This is a genomic window from Citrobacter sp. GW821-FHT02E08 (assembly GCF_059421685.1).
Map to the genome: position 1 here is coordinate 93,499 of NZ_JBWKVL010000009.1, position 15,056 is coordinate 108,554.

General features: G+C 51.9%; 16 protein-coding genes and 1 other annotated feature. Of the genes, 9 read left to right on the top strand and 7 right to left on the bottom strand.

Annotated elements, in window-relative coordinates; genetic code table 11:
- Positions 1-67: 67 nt before the first annotated feature.
- The 4 genes from plaP to AC07UY_RS13305 all read right to left on the bottom strand — a co-directional run bounded on the left by plaP (position 68) and on the right by AC07UY_RS13305 (position 3,488).
- Positions 68-1,426 carry a putrescine/proton symporter PlaP gene (gene plaP / locus AC07UY_RS13290; RefSeq protein WP_494660285.1) on the bottom strand — a complete coding sequence of 453 codons (1,359 nt, stop codon included), beginning with the start codon at positions 1,424-1,426 and terminating at the stop codon, positions 68-70.
- Positions 1,416-1,478, bottom strand: a complete 63-nt coding sequence (yoeI, locus tag AC07UY_RS13295; protein ID WP_181684280.1) for a membrane protein YoeI — start codon at positions 1,476-1,478, stop codon at positions 1,416-1,418. Before yoeI ends, plaP begins: the two co-directional genes overlap by 11 nt.
- Positions 1,479-1,693: 215 nt before the next feature.
- The gene (locus AC07UY_RS13300) at positions 1,694-2,617 is read right to left on the bottom strand and encodes a LysR substrate-binding domain-containing protein (RefSeq protein WP_494660284.1); all 924 of its coding nucleotides are present in this window, start codon (positions 2,615-2,617) and stop codon (positions 1,694-1,696) included.
- A 46-nt stretch (positions 2,618-2,663) separates the two neighbouring features.
- A complete protein-coding gene (locus AC07UY_RS13305) occupies positions 2,664-3,488 on the bottom strand; it encodes an SDR family oxidoreductase (protein ID WP_203360748.1) in 825 nt (274 codons plus the stop codon).
- A gap of 174 nt (positions 3,489-3,662) precedes the next feature.
- Between AC07UY_RS13305 and hisL the strand changes: the two genes are divergently transcribed.
- The 9 genes from hisL to hisIE all read left to right on the top strand — a co-directional run bounded on the left by hisL (position 3,663) and on the right by hisIE (position 10,897).
- Positions 3,663-3,713, top strand: coding sequence for a his operon leader peptide (gene hisL, locus AC07UY_RS13310; RefSeq protein ID WP_001364200.1), 51 nt, complete (start codon positions 3,663-3,665; stop codon positions 3,711-3,713).
- Positions 3,689-3,811: a sequence feature (His leader region), on the top strand. Its footprint overlaps the gene before it by 25 nt.
- Before the next feature lie 45 nt (positions 3,812-3,856).
- A complete protein-coding gene (gene hisG, locus AC07UY_RS13315; RefSeq protein WP_162379918.1) occupies positions 3,857-4,756 on the top strand; it encodes an ATP phosphoribosyltransferase in 900 nt (299 codons plus the stop codon).
- Between the two features lie 6 nt (positions 4,757-4,762).
- Positions 4,763-6,067, top strand: coding sequence for a histidinol dehydrogenase (gene hisD / locus AC07UY_RS13320; RefSeq protein WP_494701326.1), 1,305 nt, complete (start codon positions 4,763-4,765; stop codon positions 6,065-6,067).
- Positions 6,064-7,143 (top strand): histidinol-phosphate transaminase, encoded by a 1,080-nt coding sequence (hisC, locus tag AC07UY_RS13325; RefSeq protein WP_494701325.1) that lies wholly within the window; start codon positions 6,064-6,066, stop codon positions 7,141-7,143. Before hisD ends, hisC begins: the two co-directional genes overlap by 4 nt.
- Positions 7,140-8,207 carry a bifunctional histidinol-phosphatase/imidazoleglycerol-phosphate dehydratase HisB gene (gene hisB, locus AC07UY_RS13330; protein ID WP_494701324.1) on the top strand — a complete coding sequence of 356 codons (1,068 nt, stop codon included), beginning with the start codon at positions 7,140-7,142 and terminating at the stop codon, positions 8,205-8,207. The genes hisC and hisB overlap by 4 nt, the downstream gene beginning before the upstream one ends.
- Positions 8,207-8,797, top strand: a complete 591-nt coding sequence (gene hisH / locus AC07UY_RS13335) for an imidazole glycerol phosphate synthase subunit HisH (protein ID WP_494701323.1) — start codon at positions 8,207-8,209, stop codon at positions 8,795-8,797. The genes hisB and hisH overlap by 1 nt, the downstream gene beginning before the upstream one ends.
- Entirely contained in the window at positions 8,797-9,534 is a 738-nt protein-coding gene (hisA, locus tag AC07UY_RS13340; protein ID WP_203360743.1) for a 1-(5-phosphoribosyl)-5-[(5-phosphoribosylamino)methylideneamino]imidazole-4-carboxamide isomerase, read from the top strand. The genes hisH and hisA overlap by 1 nt, the downstream gene beginning before the upstream one ends.
- Positions 9,516-10,292: an imidazole glycerol phosphate synthase subunit HisF gene (gene hisF, locus AC07UY_RS13345; protein WP_494701322.1), complete on the top strand. Its 777-nt coding sequence runs from the start codon at positions 9,516-9,518 to the stop codon at positions 10,290-10,292. The genes hisA and hisF overlap by 19 nt, the downstream gene beginning before the upstream one ends.
- The gene (gene hisIE, locus AC07UY_RS13350; RefSeq protein WP_494701321.1) at positions 10,286-10,897 is read left to right on the top strand and encodes a bifunctional phosphoribosyl-AMP cyclohydrolase/phosphoribosyl-ATP diphosphatase HisIE; all 612 of its coding nucleotides are present in this window, start codon (positions 10,286-10,288) and stop codon (positions 10,895-10,897) included. The genes hisF and hisIE overlap by 7 nt, the downstream gene beginning before the upstream one ends.
- A gap of 80 nt (positions 10,898-10,977) precedes the next feature.
- Here the strand turns inward: hisIE and wzzB are convergent, their stop codons facing one another.
- The 3 genes from wzzB to gnd form a co-directional block, all read right to left on the bottom strand.
- A complete protein-coding gene (wzzB, locus tag AC07UY_RS13355) occupies positions 10,978-11,961 on the bottom strand; it encodes an LPS O-antigen chain length determinant protein WzzB (protein ID WP_494701359.1) in 984 nt (327 codons plus the stop codon).
- Between the two features lie 145 nt (positions 11,962-12,106).
- Positions 12,107-13,273, bottom strand: coding sequence for a UDP-glucose 6-dehydrogenase (ugd, locus tag AC07UY_RS13360; RefSeq protein ID WP_494701320.1), 1,167 nt, complete (start codon positions 13,271-13,273; stop codon positions 12,107-12,109).
- 239 nt (positions 13,274-13,512) lie between these two features.
- On the bottom strand, positions 13,513-14,919 hold the full coding sequence (gene gnd / locus AC07UY_RS13365; protein ID WP_494701319.1) for an NADP-dependent phosphogluconate dehydrogenase: 1,407 nt from the start codon (positions 14,917-14,919) through the stop codon (positions 13,513-13,515).
- Between the last annotated feature and the right edge of the window lie 137 nt (positions 14,920-15,056).

Below are 15,056 nucleotides of genomic sequence, written 5' to 3' on the forward strand. Positions count from 1 at the left end.
AAAAACCGGAGACAACGCTCCGGTTTTTTATTATGCGCCTGACGAACAGGCGCGGAAAAGTCAGTGGTTATGCAACGTCTTCGTACTGCGGCACCGGGTTGCGGAAGCTTTTGGTCACGCATGCCAGATAAATCAGGCCAATCGCGGCCCAGATCAAGCCCAGCACCATGGAGCTCTCTTCCAGGTTAACCCACAGCGCGCCAACGGTCAGCGCACCACACATCGGCAGGAGCAGATACTGGAAATGGTCTTTCAGCGTTTTGTTGCGCTTTTCACGGATCCAGAACTGTGAAATCACCGACAGGTTAACAAATGTAAAGGCCACCAACGCACCGAAGTTGATAAGCGCAGTCGCCATCACCAGGTCAAAGTTGATTGCCAGCAGAGCAATTGCCCCTACCAGGATGATGTTCATCGCCGGGGTACGCCATTTCGGGTGAACGTAACCGAAGAAACTTTTCGGGAACACGCCGTCACGACCCATCACGTACATCAGACGTGCTACGCCCGCATGTGCCGCCATACCAGAAGCCAGTACGGTAATGGTGGAGAAGATCAACGCGCCAACCTGGAAGGTTTTACCCGCAACATACAGCATAATTTCTGGCTGAGAGGCATCCGGATCTTTAAAGCGAGAGATATCCGGGAAGTACAGCTGCAGGAAGTAGGTTGAAAAGATGAAGATCAGGCCGCCGATAAGCGCGGTCAGGAAGATAGCACGCGGAATAACGCGCTCTGCATCTTTGGTTTCTTCCGACAGGTTGCTGATGCCGTCAAATCCGGTAAAGGAGAAGCACAGAATCGTCGCACCGGTGATCATCGGAATCACGTGCGCATCACCAGACCAGAACGGACGCGAGCTGGCCAGCGTACCGGCGCCTTCGCCTTCAAATACACCGTACACCACCATGCCCAAAATGACCGCGATCAGCACAACCTGCAACACCACAATAACGGTATTGAAGTTGGCCACGGATTTGAGACTGCGCAGGTTAAATGCCGTCATGAACGCCACCAGGGCGATAACAAACACCCACGACGGGATCGAAGGCACAAGGGCTTCAAAGTAAATTTTCGCCAACAGAATGTTGATCATCGGCGCGAACAGATAGTCGAGCAGAGAAGACCAACCCACCATAAAACCAACGGTAGGGCTAATGGATTTCTGGGCATAGGTATACGCAGAGCCTGCAGAAGGGTAACGACGCACCAGCTTCCCGTAACTCAGCGCCGTAAACAGAATAGCGATCAGCGCGAAGGCATATGCCGTCGGTACGTGACCGTCTGTGAGGCCTGAAACGATACCAAATGTATCGAACAGCGTCATCGGCTGCATATAGGCAAGGCCCATCATAACAACCGGAACTAACGTAAGCGTCTTACGTAATTCCACGCGAGAGGTGTTTGGAGTAACGTTATGCGACATGGTCATTCCCCTTTACGGCGAATACCGTCGCGTAAGCAAAAAATTGCCCCATTTCTATGGATTCCTCAGCGACAACAACTGTCGGTTTTTAGTAAGTATCTATCCGGTACGAAGCCCGGCCTCTTTTATGAATGATTGGTTTGATGCAAAAAAATAACCGACGCGTATTAAAACGTCGGTTAATGTCATTTTTTGCAAGCGGCGTATTTTGCACTAGATTGAGGAGAAATGACAAGAGAATGAGACCCCTGCCCCAAATTAATTTGCCTAAACGATTGATTTATCAACAGCATCTTTTGAGTAGACACCAGCAATAGCACTATTTGCTAAAATCTCATCTCGCCACCATGCGCTGGCCAGTCCGGCAGTCTGCTCGTTCCAGCCAATCCATACCGGTTCAAAGAAGATTTGCGCCACCACCTTCTTCTCAACCAGCGCGCCACTTTCCAGAAATCGCTGCGCCAGATAGCGCGGTAAATAGCCGCATCCCAGCCCACTGATTTGCAATTCCAGTTTGGTTTTAAAATCAAACACGGTTATCGCTTCCTGGTCTTCAAGAAGCTGAGATGAGGACGCCGGATGAGTAATGTCGCCAACCACAATGGCGCGGAAGCGTTTAATGATACGGCGGCTCAATGGCTCTTGTTCCTGCACTAAGGGGTGGTGCGGTGCGACCGCAAAGACTTGCTCAAGATACCCCAACTGCACAAAACCGAAACCGCTTAAAGGCGGCGGTTCATGCGTTGCCCCCACAATGATATCCGCCCGTCCCTGCGTGAGCGCTTCCCAGGAGCCGCCCAGTACGCCATTGATAAATTTAAGGCGGGTAACGCTGTGATGTTGATAGAAAGATTCGATGAGTGGTGCCAAAAGTGAAAAAGGGAATGTGTCATCCACACCGATGACCAGTTCGTTTTCCCAGCCTTCGTGAAGTTTGATAGCCTGTTTTTCCAGCTCGCGTACGGTGTGCAGGACTTCCCGGCCTTTTTCCAACAGCATTTGGCCGGTACGGGTGAATTTGGCCCGATGACCGCTGCGATCCAGTAACTGAATATTCAGATCGCTTTCGAGTTTGTGGACGGTATAGCTGAGAGCAGAAGGCGTCTTAAATAATTTTGCCGACGCCGCCGCAAAACTGCCCTCTTTCTCTAAAGCATCAAGAATGATCAGAACGTCCAGCAGTGGTTTCATGCTCGCCCCCTCAGGGTATATGGCGATCACCTGCTGGCCGTTCGCGTCATTCCATTGGCATCACCAGCGGATCAGGATACTGATACTCAAATCCAAGCTCATTACAAATCCGGCTGCCATCAATAATTTTACCTCTTCCCTTTTCCGGGCCTTCCCGGAATTTCGGCGGTTCCATTCCCAATAAACGGGCCATCTGTGGATAGAACACATTACGCGCCGGGTGCGCGGGCGCACATATATTATAGATGTGTCCTCCTTTAGGTGCCTGTAACAGAAGGGTGATGGCAGCGATCACATCCTCCAGATGCACCAGATTCACCCCCTGCTCGCCGTCAGGTGCCATTTTACCGGCAAAGAAACGCCCGGGATGTCTTCCTGGCCCCACCAGCCCCGCCAGGCGAAGAATATCCACGGAGGTGCCAGGCAAATTATGTAGCCAGTCTTCAAGCTCCTTCAGTACGCGTCCACTCGCCGTCACCGGGTTGCGCGCCATGTTCTCTTTTACTGTCCCCTGCACATCGCCATAGACCGATGTAGAACTGGTAAAAAGAATACGCGGGATACGATGCGCCAGCGCGCTATCCACCAGCTCCTGCATCGCCTGCAGGTAAAAATCCTCACCGGGACCACTACGACGCGCGGGTAGCGTTACCACCAATGCATCCACATCCATCAATGCATCAAGGTCATCCGTTTCACAAATCAGCTCCGGCTCCAGGCGCAGCGGATAGCTTTCAATGCCGCTCATGCGGGCCGCGTCCACCCCATCCTGAGTGGTTTTGCTGCCGATAACCTGCCAGCCCTTCGCAGCCAGAGACATCGCCAGGGGCATGCCTAACCAACCTAAACCGACAATCGCGACCTTTTTCATCCCTTTTCTCCTGAATCTGGCACCATTTATATAAGGCTACGCCAGCATGGTGTGACTGACAATTCATACCACCAATATGAAATGAATTAATGTACATAAAAAGCCCTTGCTTTCCGGCTCTAAAGTGGTTTAGGTTAAAAGACATCAAATGAATAAGCATTCATCGAGAATTTTATGACACGCGTTCAATTTAAACACCACCATCATCACCATCATCCTGACTAGTCTTTCAGGCGATGTGTGCTGGAAGACATTCAGATCTTCCAGTGGTGCATGAACGTATGAAAAAGCCCCCGGAAGATCTCTTCCGGGGGCTTTTTTTTGTGCGTGACTCAGCTCGGTTCAGACAGGATAAAGAGGATTAAAAGATGTTAGATAACACTCGTTTACGCATAGCTATTCAAAAATCAGGCCGTTTAAGCGACGATTCACGCGAACTCCTGGCCCGCTGTGGGATTAAAATTAATTTACATACTCAGCGTTTGATTGCGATGGCGGAGAATATGCCTATCGATATTCTGCGCGTGCGTGACGACGACATCCCGGGCCTGGTCATGGACGGCGTTGTTGATCTGGGTATTATCGGTGAAAACGTCCTCGAAGAGGAACTGCTGAACCGTCGTGCGCAGGGTGAAGACCCACGCTATTTTACGCTGCGTCGTCTCGACTTCGGCGGTTGCCGTCTCTCGCTGGCGACCCCTGTCGACGAAGCGTGGGATGGCCCTGCCGGGCTGGATGGCAAACGCATTGCCACCTCTTATCCACACCTGTTGAAACGTTATCTGGATCAGAAAGGCGTTTCGTTTAAATCCTGTCTGCTTAATGGCTCTGTTGAAGTCGCCCCGCGTGCCGGTCTGGCTGATGCAATCTGCGATCTGGTGTCAACCGGCGCGACGCTTGAAGCCAATGGCCTGCGTGAAGTTGAGGTTATCTACCGCTCTAAAGCGTGTCTGATTCAGCGAGACGGCGAACTGGCCGATGCCAAACAACTGCTGGTTGATAAATTACTGACCCGTATTCAGGGCGTTATTCAGGCCCGTGAATCCAAATACATCATGATGCACGCGCCAAGCGAGCGTCTGGATGAAGTCATTGCCCTGCTGCCGGGCGCCGAGCGCCCAACCATTCTGCCGCTGGCAGGCGATCAGCAACGCGTCGCGATGCACATGGTCAGTAGCGAAACCCTGTTCTGGGAAACCATGGAAAAACTGAAAGCGCTGGGTGCCAGTTCGATTCTGGTGCTGCCCATTGAGAAGATGATGGAGTAAATAGCCATGAGCTTTAATACTATCATTGACTGGAATACCTGTAGCCCTGAGCAGCAGCGTGATTTGCTGATGCGCCCGGCCATTTCCGCCTCTGACAGCATTACCCGTATCGTTGCGGATATTCTGGACAACGTGAAATCACGCGGTGACGACGCACTTCGGGAATACAGCGCCAAATTTGACAAAACGAACGTCGGCGCAATGAAAGTCACTGCCGATGAGATAGCCGCAGCCAGCGACAGACTAAGCGACGAACTCAAACAGGCCATGGCGGTTGCGGTAAAAAATATTGAGACGTTCCACACCGCGCAAACCCTACCAACGGTGGATGTGGAAACCCTGCCAGGCGTACGCTGCCAACAGGTGACCCGCCCGGTGAGCTCTGTCGGCCTGTATATCCCCGGCGGCTCCGCCCCACTCTTCTCGACGGTATTGATGCTTGCCACGCCAGCACGTATTGCTGGCTGCAAAAAAGTGGTTCTCTGCTCTCCACCACCAATTGCCGACGAAATTCTCTACGCGGCAAAGCTGTGCGGCGTGCAGGAGGTCTTCAACGTTGGCGGCGCGCAGGCGATTGCCGCGCTGGCCTTCGGCAGCGAATCTGTCCCTAAAGTGGATAAGATCTTTGGTCCCGGCAATGCTTTTGTCACCGAAGCCAAACGTCAGGTCAGCCAGCGTCTCGACGGCGCAGCCATCGATATGCCTGCGGGACCGTCAGAGGTACTGGTGATTGCCGACAGCGGCGCGACGCCAGATTTCGTTGCCTCCGACCTGCTCTCCCAGGCGGAACATGGCCCTGACTCGCAGGTGATTCTGTTAACGCCAGATGCCGATCTCGCCCGTCGGGTAGCCGACGCCGTTGAACGCCAGTTAGCCGAACTGCCGCGCGCGGAAACGGCGCGTCAGGCGCTAAGCGCCAGTCGACTGATTGTGACGAACGATTTGGCGCAATGTGTGGCCATTTCTAACCTGTACGGACCAGAGCACCTGATCATTCAGACCCGCAATGCGCGCGAACTGGTCGATGAAATCACCAGCGCAGGCTCCGTCTTCCTGGGCGACTGGTCACCCGAATCCGCGGGCGATTATGCTTCCGGTACCAACCACGTGTTGCCGACCTATGGCTACACGGCGACCTGTTCCAGCCTTGGGCTGGCTGATTTCCAGAAACGTATGACCGTGCAGGAACTATCACGAGAAGGTTTCTCCGCCCTGGCCTCTACCATCGAGACGCTGGCGGCAGCCGAACGCCTGAGCGCCCATAAAAATGCCGTTACCCTGCGTGTTAACGCCCTGAAGGAGCAAGCATGAGCACCGAAAACACCCTCAGCGTCACCGACTTAGCCCGTGAAAACGTCCGCAAACTGATACCGTACCAGTCGGCACGCCGTCTGGGTGGTAACGGCGATGTCTGGCTGAACGCCAATGAATTTCCCACGGCGGTCAATTTTCAGCTTACCCAGCAGACGCTCAATCGTTACCCGGAATGTCAGCCAAAAGCGGTCATTGCCAACTATGCCCAGTATGCGGGGGTGAAGCCAGAACAGGTACTGGTCAGCCGTGGCGCAGATGAAGGTATCGAATTACTGGTCCGCGCGTTTTGTGAGCCGGGCAAAGATGCGATTCTTTACTGCCCACCCACCTACGGTATGTACAGCGTCAGCGCTGAAACGATCGGCGTGGAGTGCCGTACCGTGCCTACGCTTGAAAACTGGCAGCTGGATATGCAGGGCATTTCGGACAAGCTTGAGGGCGTGAAAGTGGTGTACGTCTGTAGTCCGAACAACCCGACCGGACAGTTGATCAACCCGCAGGATCTGCGGACATTGCTGGAGCTGACCCGCGGAAAAGCCATTGTGATTGCCGATGAGGCGTATATTGAGTTTTGCCCGCAGGCAACGCTTGCTGGCTGGCTCGATGAATACCCCAACCTGGTTATCTTACGGACACTGTCTAAAGCGTTTGCCCTTGCCGGATTACGCTGCGGGTTTACGCTGGCCAGCGAAGAGGTCATCACTCTGCTACTGAAAGTCATCGCCCCCTATCCGCTCTCCACACCGGTTGCCGACATCGCCGCCCAGGCCCTAAGTCCGCAGGGCATTACCACGATGCGCGAGCGCGTGGCGCAGATCCTGGTCGAGCGTCAGTATCTGGTCAATGCTCTGAAAGAAATAGCCTGCGTAGAACAGGTCTTCGACTCCGAAACCAACTACGTTCTGGCGCGGTTCGCCGCCTCCAGTAGCGTGTTTAAATCGTTGTGGGATCAGGGCATTATCTTACGGGATCAGAATAAACAACCTTCTTTAAGCGGCTGTCTGCGGGTAACTGTGGGAACCCGCGAAGAAAGCCAGCGCGTCATTGACGCCTTACGTGCGGAGCAAGTATGAGCCAGAAGTATCTTTTTATTGACCGTGATGGAACCCTGATTTCTGAACCGCCGAGTGATTTTCAGGTCGATCGCTTCGACAAACTGGCATTTGAGCCTGACGTTGTCCCCGTTCTGCTAAAGCTGCAAAAAGCAGGCTTTAAACTGGTGATGATAACCAACCAGGATGGGCTGGGAACACAGAGCTTCCCGCAGGCGGATTTTGAGGGTCCGCACAACCTGATGATGCAGATTTTTACCTCTCAGGGCGTGCAGTTTGATGAGGTTTTGATCTGCCCGCACCTGCCCGCGGATGCGTGCGACTGCCGTAAACCGAAGGTCAAACTGGTTGAACACTATCTGGCCGAACAGGCAATCGACAGCGTTAACAGCTATGTCATTGGCGACCGTGCCACTGATCTCCAGTTGGCTGAAAACATGGGGATCACCGGCCTACGCTATCATCGCGAAAATCTGAACTGGGCGATGATTGGCGAACAGCTGACGAAACGCGATCGATACGCCCACGTAGAGCGCAACACCAAAGAGACGCAGATTGACGTCAAGGTGTGGCTCGACCGCGAAGGTAGCAGCAAGATCAACACGGGCGTCGGCTTCTTTGACCACATGCTGGATCAAATCGCCACCCACGGCGGCTTTCGTATGGAGATTGCCGTTAAGGGCGACCTCTACATCGACGATCACCACACGGTCGAAGATACCGGTCTGGCGCTGGGCGAAGCGTTAAAACTGGCGCTGGGCGACAAGCGCGGCATCAACCGTTTTGGTTTTGTTCTGCCGATGGATGAATGCCTGGCGCGCTGTGCGCTGGATATCTCCGGGCGTCCGCACCTGGAATACCGCGCCGAATTTACCTACCAGCGTGTCGGCGATCTGAGCACCGAGATGGTTGAGCACTTCTTCCGCTCGCTCTCCTACACCATGGGTGTGACATTGCACCTGAAAACCAAAGGCAAAAATGACCACCACCGCGTGGAAAGCCTGTTTAAAGCGTTTGGTCGTACTCTGCGTCAGGCGATTCGCGTGGAGGGTGACACGCTTCCTTCCTCGAAAGGAGTGCTGTGATGAACGTGGTGATCCTCGACACGGGCTGTGCCAACCTGAACTCGGTGAAATCCGCCGTGGTGCGCCACGGATACGAGCCGGTGGTCAGTCGCGACCCGGATATTGTACTGCGGGCAGACAAATTGTTTCTGCCAGGGGTGGGGACCGCGCAAGCGGCGATGGACCAGTTGCGCCAGCGAGAACTGATTGAGCTTATCAAAGCCTGTACCCAGCCGGTGTTGGGTATTTGCTTAGGCATGCAGCTTCTGGGTCGTCGTAGCGAAGAAACCCACGGTGTTGATCTGTTGGGGATTATCGACCAGGACGTTCCTAAAATGACCGACTTTGGTCTGCCGCTACCGCATATGGGCTGGAACCGCGTCTACCCACAGGCCGGGAATCGTCTGTTCCAGGGCATTGAAGACGGCGCTTATTTTTACTTCGTGCACAGCTACGCGATGCCGGTGAACCCGTGGACCATCGCCCAGTGCCATTACGGCGAACCGTTCACCGCCGCCGTGCAAAAAGACAATTTCTTTGGCGTGCAGTTCCACCCGGAACGTTCAGGCGCCGCGGGCGCACAGTTGCTGAAAAACTTCCTGGAGATGTAATGATTATTCCGGCATTAGATTTAATCGACGGCACCGTGGTACGCCTCCATCAAGGCGATTACGCCCAACAGCGCGATTACGGAAGCGATCCCCTGCCCCGTTTGCAGGATTACGCGGCCCAGGGAGCAGAAGTGCTGCATCTGGTCGATCTGACCGGCGCAAAAGATCCGGCAAAAAGACAAATTCCGCTGATTAAAGCCCTGGTGGCCGGCGTTAACGTGCCTGTACAGGTTGGCGGCGGCGTACGCAGCGAAGACGATGTGGCGGCGTTGCTCGAGGCTGGCGTTGCGCGAGTGGTGGTCGGCTCCACGGCGGTAAAATCCCCTGACGTAGTTAAACGTTGGTTCAAACGCTTTGGCGCCGACGCACTGGTGCTGGCGCTGGATGTGCGCATTGACGATCAGGGCAATAAGCAGGTGGCCGTCAGCGGCTGGCAGGAAAACTCCGGCGTCTCTTTGGAACAGCTGGTCGAAATGTATCTGCCGGTCGGCCTGAAGCATGTGCTGTGCACCGATATTTCTCGCGACGGTACTCTGGCAGGCTCCAACGTCGCACTGTATGAGGAAGTGTGCGCCAAATACCCGCAGGTGGCGTTTCAGTCCTCTGGTGGAATTGGCGACATCAATGACGTTGCCGCGCTTCGCGGAACCGGCGTTCGCGGCGTGATCGTCGGACGCGCATTGCTGGAAGGCAAATTTACCGTTAAGGAGGCGATCCAATGCTGGCAAAACGCATAATCCCTTGCCTGGATGTTCGTGATGGTCAGGTCGTCAAAGGCGTACAATTTCGCAACCATGAAATCATCGGCGACATCGTGCCCCTTGCGAAGCGCTATGCCGAAGAAGGTGCCGATGAACTGGTGTTCTACGATATCACCGCCTCCAGCGATGGCCGTGTCGTCGACAAGAGTTGGGTCTCCCGCGTAGCGGAAGTTATCGACATTCCGTTCTGCGTGGCAGGCGGGATTAAGTCGGCAGAAGACGCCGCGAAAATTCTCTCCTTCGGTGCGGATAAAATATCCATCAACTCTCCGGCGCTCGCCGACCCGGAGCTGATCACCCGCCTGGCCGATCGCTTTGGCGTGCAGTGTATCGTGGTGGGAATTGACACCTGGTTTGACGCTGAAACCGGCAAATACCACGTTAACCAGTATACCGGCGATGAGAGCCGTACCCGCGTCACGACCTGGGAAACCCTCGACTGGGTTCAGGAAGTACAAAAACGCGGTGCCGGTGAAATCGTCCTCAATATGATGAATCAGGACGGTGTGCGTAATGGTTACGATCTGGTGCAGCTTAAGAAAGTGCGTGAGGTTTGCCACGTACCGCTGATCGCCTCTGGCGGCGCAGGCACCATGGAACACTTTCTGGAAGCCTTCCGCGATACCGATGTTGACGGCGCGCTTGCCGCTTCCGTCTTCCACAAACAGATCATTAATATTGGTGAATTAAAAACGTACCTGGCAACCCAGGGCGTGGAGATCAGGATATGTTAACAGAGCAACAGCGCAGCCAACTGGACTGGGAAAAAACCGACGGACTGATGCCTGTCGTTGTACAGCATGCGGTATCCGGTGAAGTGTTGATGCTGGGATATATGAACCCGCAAGCGCTGGATAAAACGATAGAAAGCGGCAAAGTCACCTTCTTCTCACGCACCAAACAGCGTCTGTGGACCAAAGGTGAAACATCCGGTCACTTCCTCAACGTGGTCAGCATTGCACCGGATTGCGATAACGACACCCTGCTGGTGCTGGTCAATCCGGTTGGGCCAACCTGCCACAAAGGCAGCAGCAGTTGTTTTGGCGAAACCAGTCACCAGTGGTTATTCCTCTACCAGCTTGAACAACTGCTGGCTGAGCGTAAGACTGCCGACCCGGCGAGCTCCTACACCGCGAAGCTTTACGCCAGTGGTACTAAGCGCATTGCGCAAAAAGTCGGTGAAGAAGGCGTCGAAACGGCGCTGGCCGCAACGGTTAACGATCGTGCTGAACTGACCAATGAAGCGTCAGATTTGATGTATCACCTGCTGGTGCTGCTGCAGGATCAGGATCTCAACCTGACGACAGTCATTGAGAATTTACGTCAGCGGCATCAGTAGACTCAGAACGTAAAAAAACCGGGCGATGCCCGGTTTTTTGTCGGTCGGATAAGCGCAACGCCATCCGACATAGCGATAAATTATTGTGCTTTCGGCTTGTAGTTACGCAGCGCATTACGCCCCAGAACCACACCCGCACCAATCATTCCACCCAGCAACACGGCCAACACCAGCGTAATCGCTTTTTTCGGGCTGTCGCGACGAATCGGCAGCGTCGGTTTCATCACATAGCGATAGGCATGAATTGCGGAAGTGTCTACTTTCAGCTTTTCAATATCCAGTAGGTTCTGTTTCGTCTGATAATAGTTTGCTGAAAAGATCAGAGGGCGTGTCGCTTCATGCTCAATCATTGACTTCAGCGCATCACTACCCAGCAGGAACATGCTGTCTTGTGTGACATCCTGAGTCTGTTGGATTTGCGGTTTGGCGATATTAGCCTGATTAGCAAACTTGAGCGCTTCCTTAATTTGCTGAATACGTAACTCTTTTTGCTCCTGAGACACCACTTCCAGTGTCTTCAGCGAGTCCTGGAGGGTCGTTGTCTGCAATTTAATGTTGTCTTTCAGGTCAACGTCCAGTTCTTTCGCGACCTTCTCATCAACCTGCTGGATGTACTCCGCCAGTTGACGTTGGGCACCTTCGGCAGAATCACTCACATAAGAGACAACCAGTGGCAACGATTGACCTTTTACCGACGGCTCAATGGTCAGTTTTTCAGGTTTTTCTTGGTTTTCCAAAGTTTCTGCCAATGCTGAAAAAGTCGTGTTAAGACGACCGATAAATCCGGCCTGAATCTCACTGACTTTAGGTGCGTTATTACCATACAACACGTTCATCGCATTGTTATAACTGGCAATTTGCCCCACTTCGGGTTGAGTCACAATCGCTGTCGACGTCCATTTCTCCTTCGCTACGGCCAGATAACCCGCAGCAAGCGCAATAGCAACAATCACAGAAACGATGATCGTTACCTTCCCGCGCCACAATTGCATCACTAAGTCAATTAAATCAATTTGTTCCGGATCGTTACTGCGCCCAGCGAGGTTGTGATTATCCACTCTTATCAATATCCTAACGAGAAAAAGGCTTAAGCTCGAAATAGTGTAGTCATAAACATCGTGAAAGCCATAGGATAATTGATAAAAATTACATATTATTTGAATGTCTTTGATAGGTAATCAGGGCTGTTTTAGCCCTGATTAAATTGAGTTAATCGCTGCCGAAAAGATCTCGGGTATACACTTTGTCTGCGACATCCTGAAGTTCAGTTGCCATGCGATTAGAAATAATCACATCAGCTTCCTGCTTAAAAGTGGTTAAGTTTCGCTCAAGTCGGGAGTTGAAAAATGCGTCTTCCTGCATGACCGGTTCGTAAATAATGACGTCAACCCCTTTGGCCTTGATGCGCTTCATGATCCCCTGAATAGAGGATGCCCGGAAATTGTCGGAACCACTCTTCATTATCAGTCGATAAATACCCACCACCTTCGGTTTCCTTGCCAGGATCGCCTCAGCGATAAAATCTTTACGTGTGCGGTTGGCATCCACAATGGCAGAAATAATATTGTTTGGCACCGACTGGTAATTCGCCAGAAGTTGTTTGGTATCTTTCGGCAAGCAATAGCCACCATAACCAAATGATGGATTGTTGTAATGGTTGCCAATCCGAGGGTCCAGGCACACCCCTTCAATAATCTGCCGCGTGTTAAGGCCTAAACTTTCTGCATAACTGTCGAGCTCATTAAAGTAAGCCACACGCATAGCCAGATAGGTATTGGCGAACAGCTTAATTGCCTCTGCTTCGGTAGAATCGGTAAAAAGCGTGGAGATATCCTGTTTAATCGCCCCTTCCTGTAACAACGCGGCAAATCGTTCTGCACGTTCTGAGCGTTCACCGATCACAATCCGTGAGGGATGCAGGTTATCGTAGAGAGCTTTACCTTCGCGCAGGAATTCGGGAGAGAAAATGATATTTTGAGTATTAAATTTTTTAGACATTGCCGCCGTAAAACCAACAGGCACTGTTGATTTAATAACCATTACTGCATCCGGGTTAATGTCTAAGACATCCTGGATAACAGACTCTACACTGGATGTATTAAAATAGTTGGTTTTTGGATCATAATCGGTCGGCGTGGCAATAATGACATAATCAGCATTTTGGTAGGCATATTTTTTATTCAGCGTAGATTCGAATTGAATATCAGCAGACTGCAAAAATTGCTGAATTTCTTTATCAAAAATAGGAGATATCCGATCATTTAGCATTTCAACACGTGAAGGGATAATGTCTAGTGCGATTACCTGATGATGCTGGGCGATAAGTAGACCATTAGACAGGCCAACATATCCGGTACCAGAAATGGTGATATTCATTTCATACTCTCAGAATTAACTTAATATATTAATCACGATGTTTGACATCCTGATAAGATTTAAAAGTTTTAACGCCTGAGTGAATATTGTGTCAATGAAGGCGAAAACATTTCGGATTTTCTTTATCAGAATAAACGATATTTATTAAGTTAGTATTAAGGAGTGAAAAGAAATCAATCAGATTAAAGACAAAAAAAAGCCCGGTTATAAACCGGGCTCACGCATACATAGTTTCAGTATTATTCCAGCCATTCGGTATGGAAAACACCTTCTTTATCAGTGCGTTTATACGTATGCGCACCAAAGTAGTCACGCTGAGCCTGGATCAGGTTAGCAGGCAAAACAGCGGCACGATAGCTGTCGTAGTAGGCAACAGCTGCGGAGAAGGTCGGAACAGGAATACCGTTCTGAACCGCATAAGCCACGACGTCACGCAGCGCTTGCTGGTATTCATCAGCAATGTTCTTGAAGTACGGTGCCAGCAGCAAGTTTGCAATATTCGCATTCTCGGCATATGCATCGGTGATCTTCTGCAGGAACTGGGCACGAATGATGCAACCCGCGCGGAAGATTTTCGCAATCTCACCGTAGTTCAGATCCCAGTTGTACTCGTCAGAGGCAGCACGCAGCTGAGAGAAGCCCTGAGCATAGGAAACAATTTTACCCAGATACAGAGCACGACGAACTTTCTCGATAAATTCTGCTTTTTCACCTGCCAGCTGCGCTTTCGGTCCTGTCAGAACCTTAGACGCCGCCACACGCTGATCTTTCAGCGAGGAGATGTAACGTGCAAATACAGACTCGGTGATCAGAGACAGCGGTTCGCCAAGGTCAAGAGAACTCTGGCTGGTCCATTTGCCGGTACCTTTGTTAGCCGCTTCATCGAGGATCACATCGACCAGGTATTTACCTTCTTCGTCTTTTTTGGTGAAGATGTCTTTCGTAATGTCGATCAGGTAGCTGCTGAGCTCGCCATTGTTCCACTCGGTAAAGGTGTTCGCCAGTTCTTCATTGCTGAGGTTCAGGCCGCCTTTCAGAAGAGAATACGCTTCAGCGATCAGCTGCATGTCGCCATATTCAATGCCGTTGTGCACCATCTTCACATAATGGCCCGCACCATCAGCACCAATGTAGGTTACGCAAGGCTCACCATCTTCAGCGACGGCTGCGATCTTTGTCAGAATCGGCGCAACCAGTTCATAGGCTTCTTTCTGACCACCAGGCATGATAGAAGGCCCTTTCAGCGCGCCCTCCTCACCACCGGAAACACCGGTACCGATGAAGTTGAAACCTTCGGCAGAAAGTTCACGGTTACGACGAATGGTATCCTGGAAGAAGGTGTTACCACCATCAATGATGATGTCGCCCTTATCCAGATACGGTTTCAGTGAATCGATAGCGGCATCGGTACCCGCGCCGGCTTTCACCATTAACAGGATACGACGAGGCGTTTCAAGGGATTCAACAAACTCTTTCACCGTGTAGTAAGGCGCCAGTTTCTTGCCGGGATTCTCGGCAATCACTTCTTCGGTCTTTTCACGGGAGCGGTTGAAAACGGAGACGGTATAACCACGGCTTTCGATGTTGAGCGCCAGGTTGCGCCCCATCACTGCCATACCGACGACGCCGATCTGTTGCTTAGACATTACATACTCCTGTCAGGTGTGGTCACCGCGCGACGTTTGCGCGGCTTGAATGTGTACCGGATATTAACGCAGATTCGATCATAACGAACAGAAAAGATAATTTTAAAGAAGTATTTCTCACATTAAGTGCCAATGTA

Excerpts from the sequence above, each read along its gene's own strand:
- AC07UY_RS13300 (WP_494660284.1), bottom strand. The coding sequence starts at position 2,617 with ATGAAACCACTGCTGGACGTTCTGATCATTCTTGATGCTTTAGAGAAA.
- hisB (WP_494701324.1), top strand. The coding sequence starts at position 7,140 with ATGAGCCAGAAGTATCTTTTTATTGACCGTGATGGAACCCTGATTTCT.
- AC07UY_RS13305 (WP_203360748.1), bottom strand. The coding sequence starts at position 3,488 with ATGAAAAAGGTCGCGATTGTCGGTTTAGGTTGGTTAGGCATGCCCCTG.
- hisH (WP_494701323.1), top strand. The coding sequence starts at position 8,207 with ATGAACGTGGTGATCCTCGACACGGGCTGTGCCAACCTGAACTCGGTG.
- hisA (WP_203360743.1), top strand. The coding sequence starts at position 8,797 with ATGATTATTCCGGCATTAGATTTAATCGACGGCACCGTGGTACGCCTC.
- hisG (WP_162379918.1), top strand. The coding sequence starts at position 3,857 with ATGTTAGATAACACTCGTTTACGCATAGCTATTCAAAAATCAGGCCGT.
- ugd (WP_494701320.1), bottom strand. The coding sequence starts at position 13,273 with ATGAATATCACCATTTCTGGTACCGGATATGTTGGCCTGTCTAATGGT.
- hisF (WP_494701322.1), top strand. The coding sequence starts at position 9,516 with ATGCTGGCAAAACGCATAATCCCTTGCCTGGATGTTCGTGATGGTCAG.
- hisIE (WP_494701321.1), top strand. The coding sequence starts at position 10,286 with ATGTTAACAGAGCAACAGCGCAGCCAACTGGACTGGGAAAAAACCGAC.
- gnd (WP_494701319.1), bottom strand. The coding sequence starts at position 14,919 with ATGTCTAAGCAACAGATCGGCGTCGTCGGTATGGCAGTGATGGGGCGC.
- hisD (WP_494701326.1), top strand. The coding sequence starts at position 4,763 with ATGAGCTTTAATACTATCATTGACTGGAATACCTGTAGCCCTGAGCAG.
- hisC (WP_494701325.1), top strand. The coding sequence starts at position 6,064 with ATGAGCACCGAAAACACCCTCAGCGTCACCGACTTAGCCCGTGAAAAC.
- plaP (WP_494660285.1), bottom strand. The coding sequence starts at position 1,426 with ATGTCGCATAACGTTACTCCAAACACCTCTCGCGTGGAATTACGTAAG.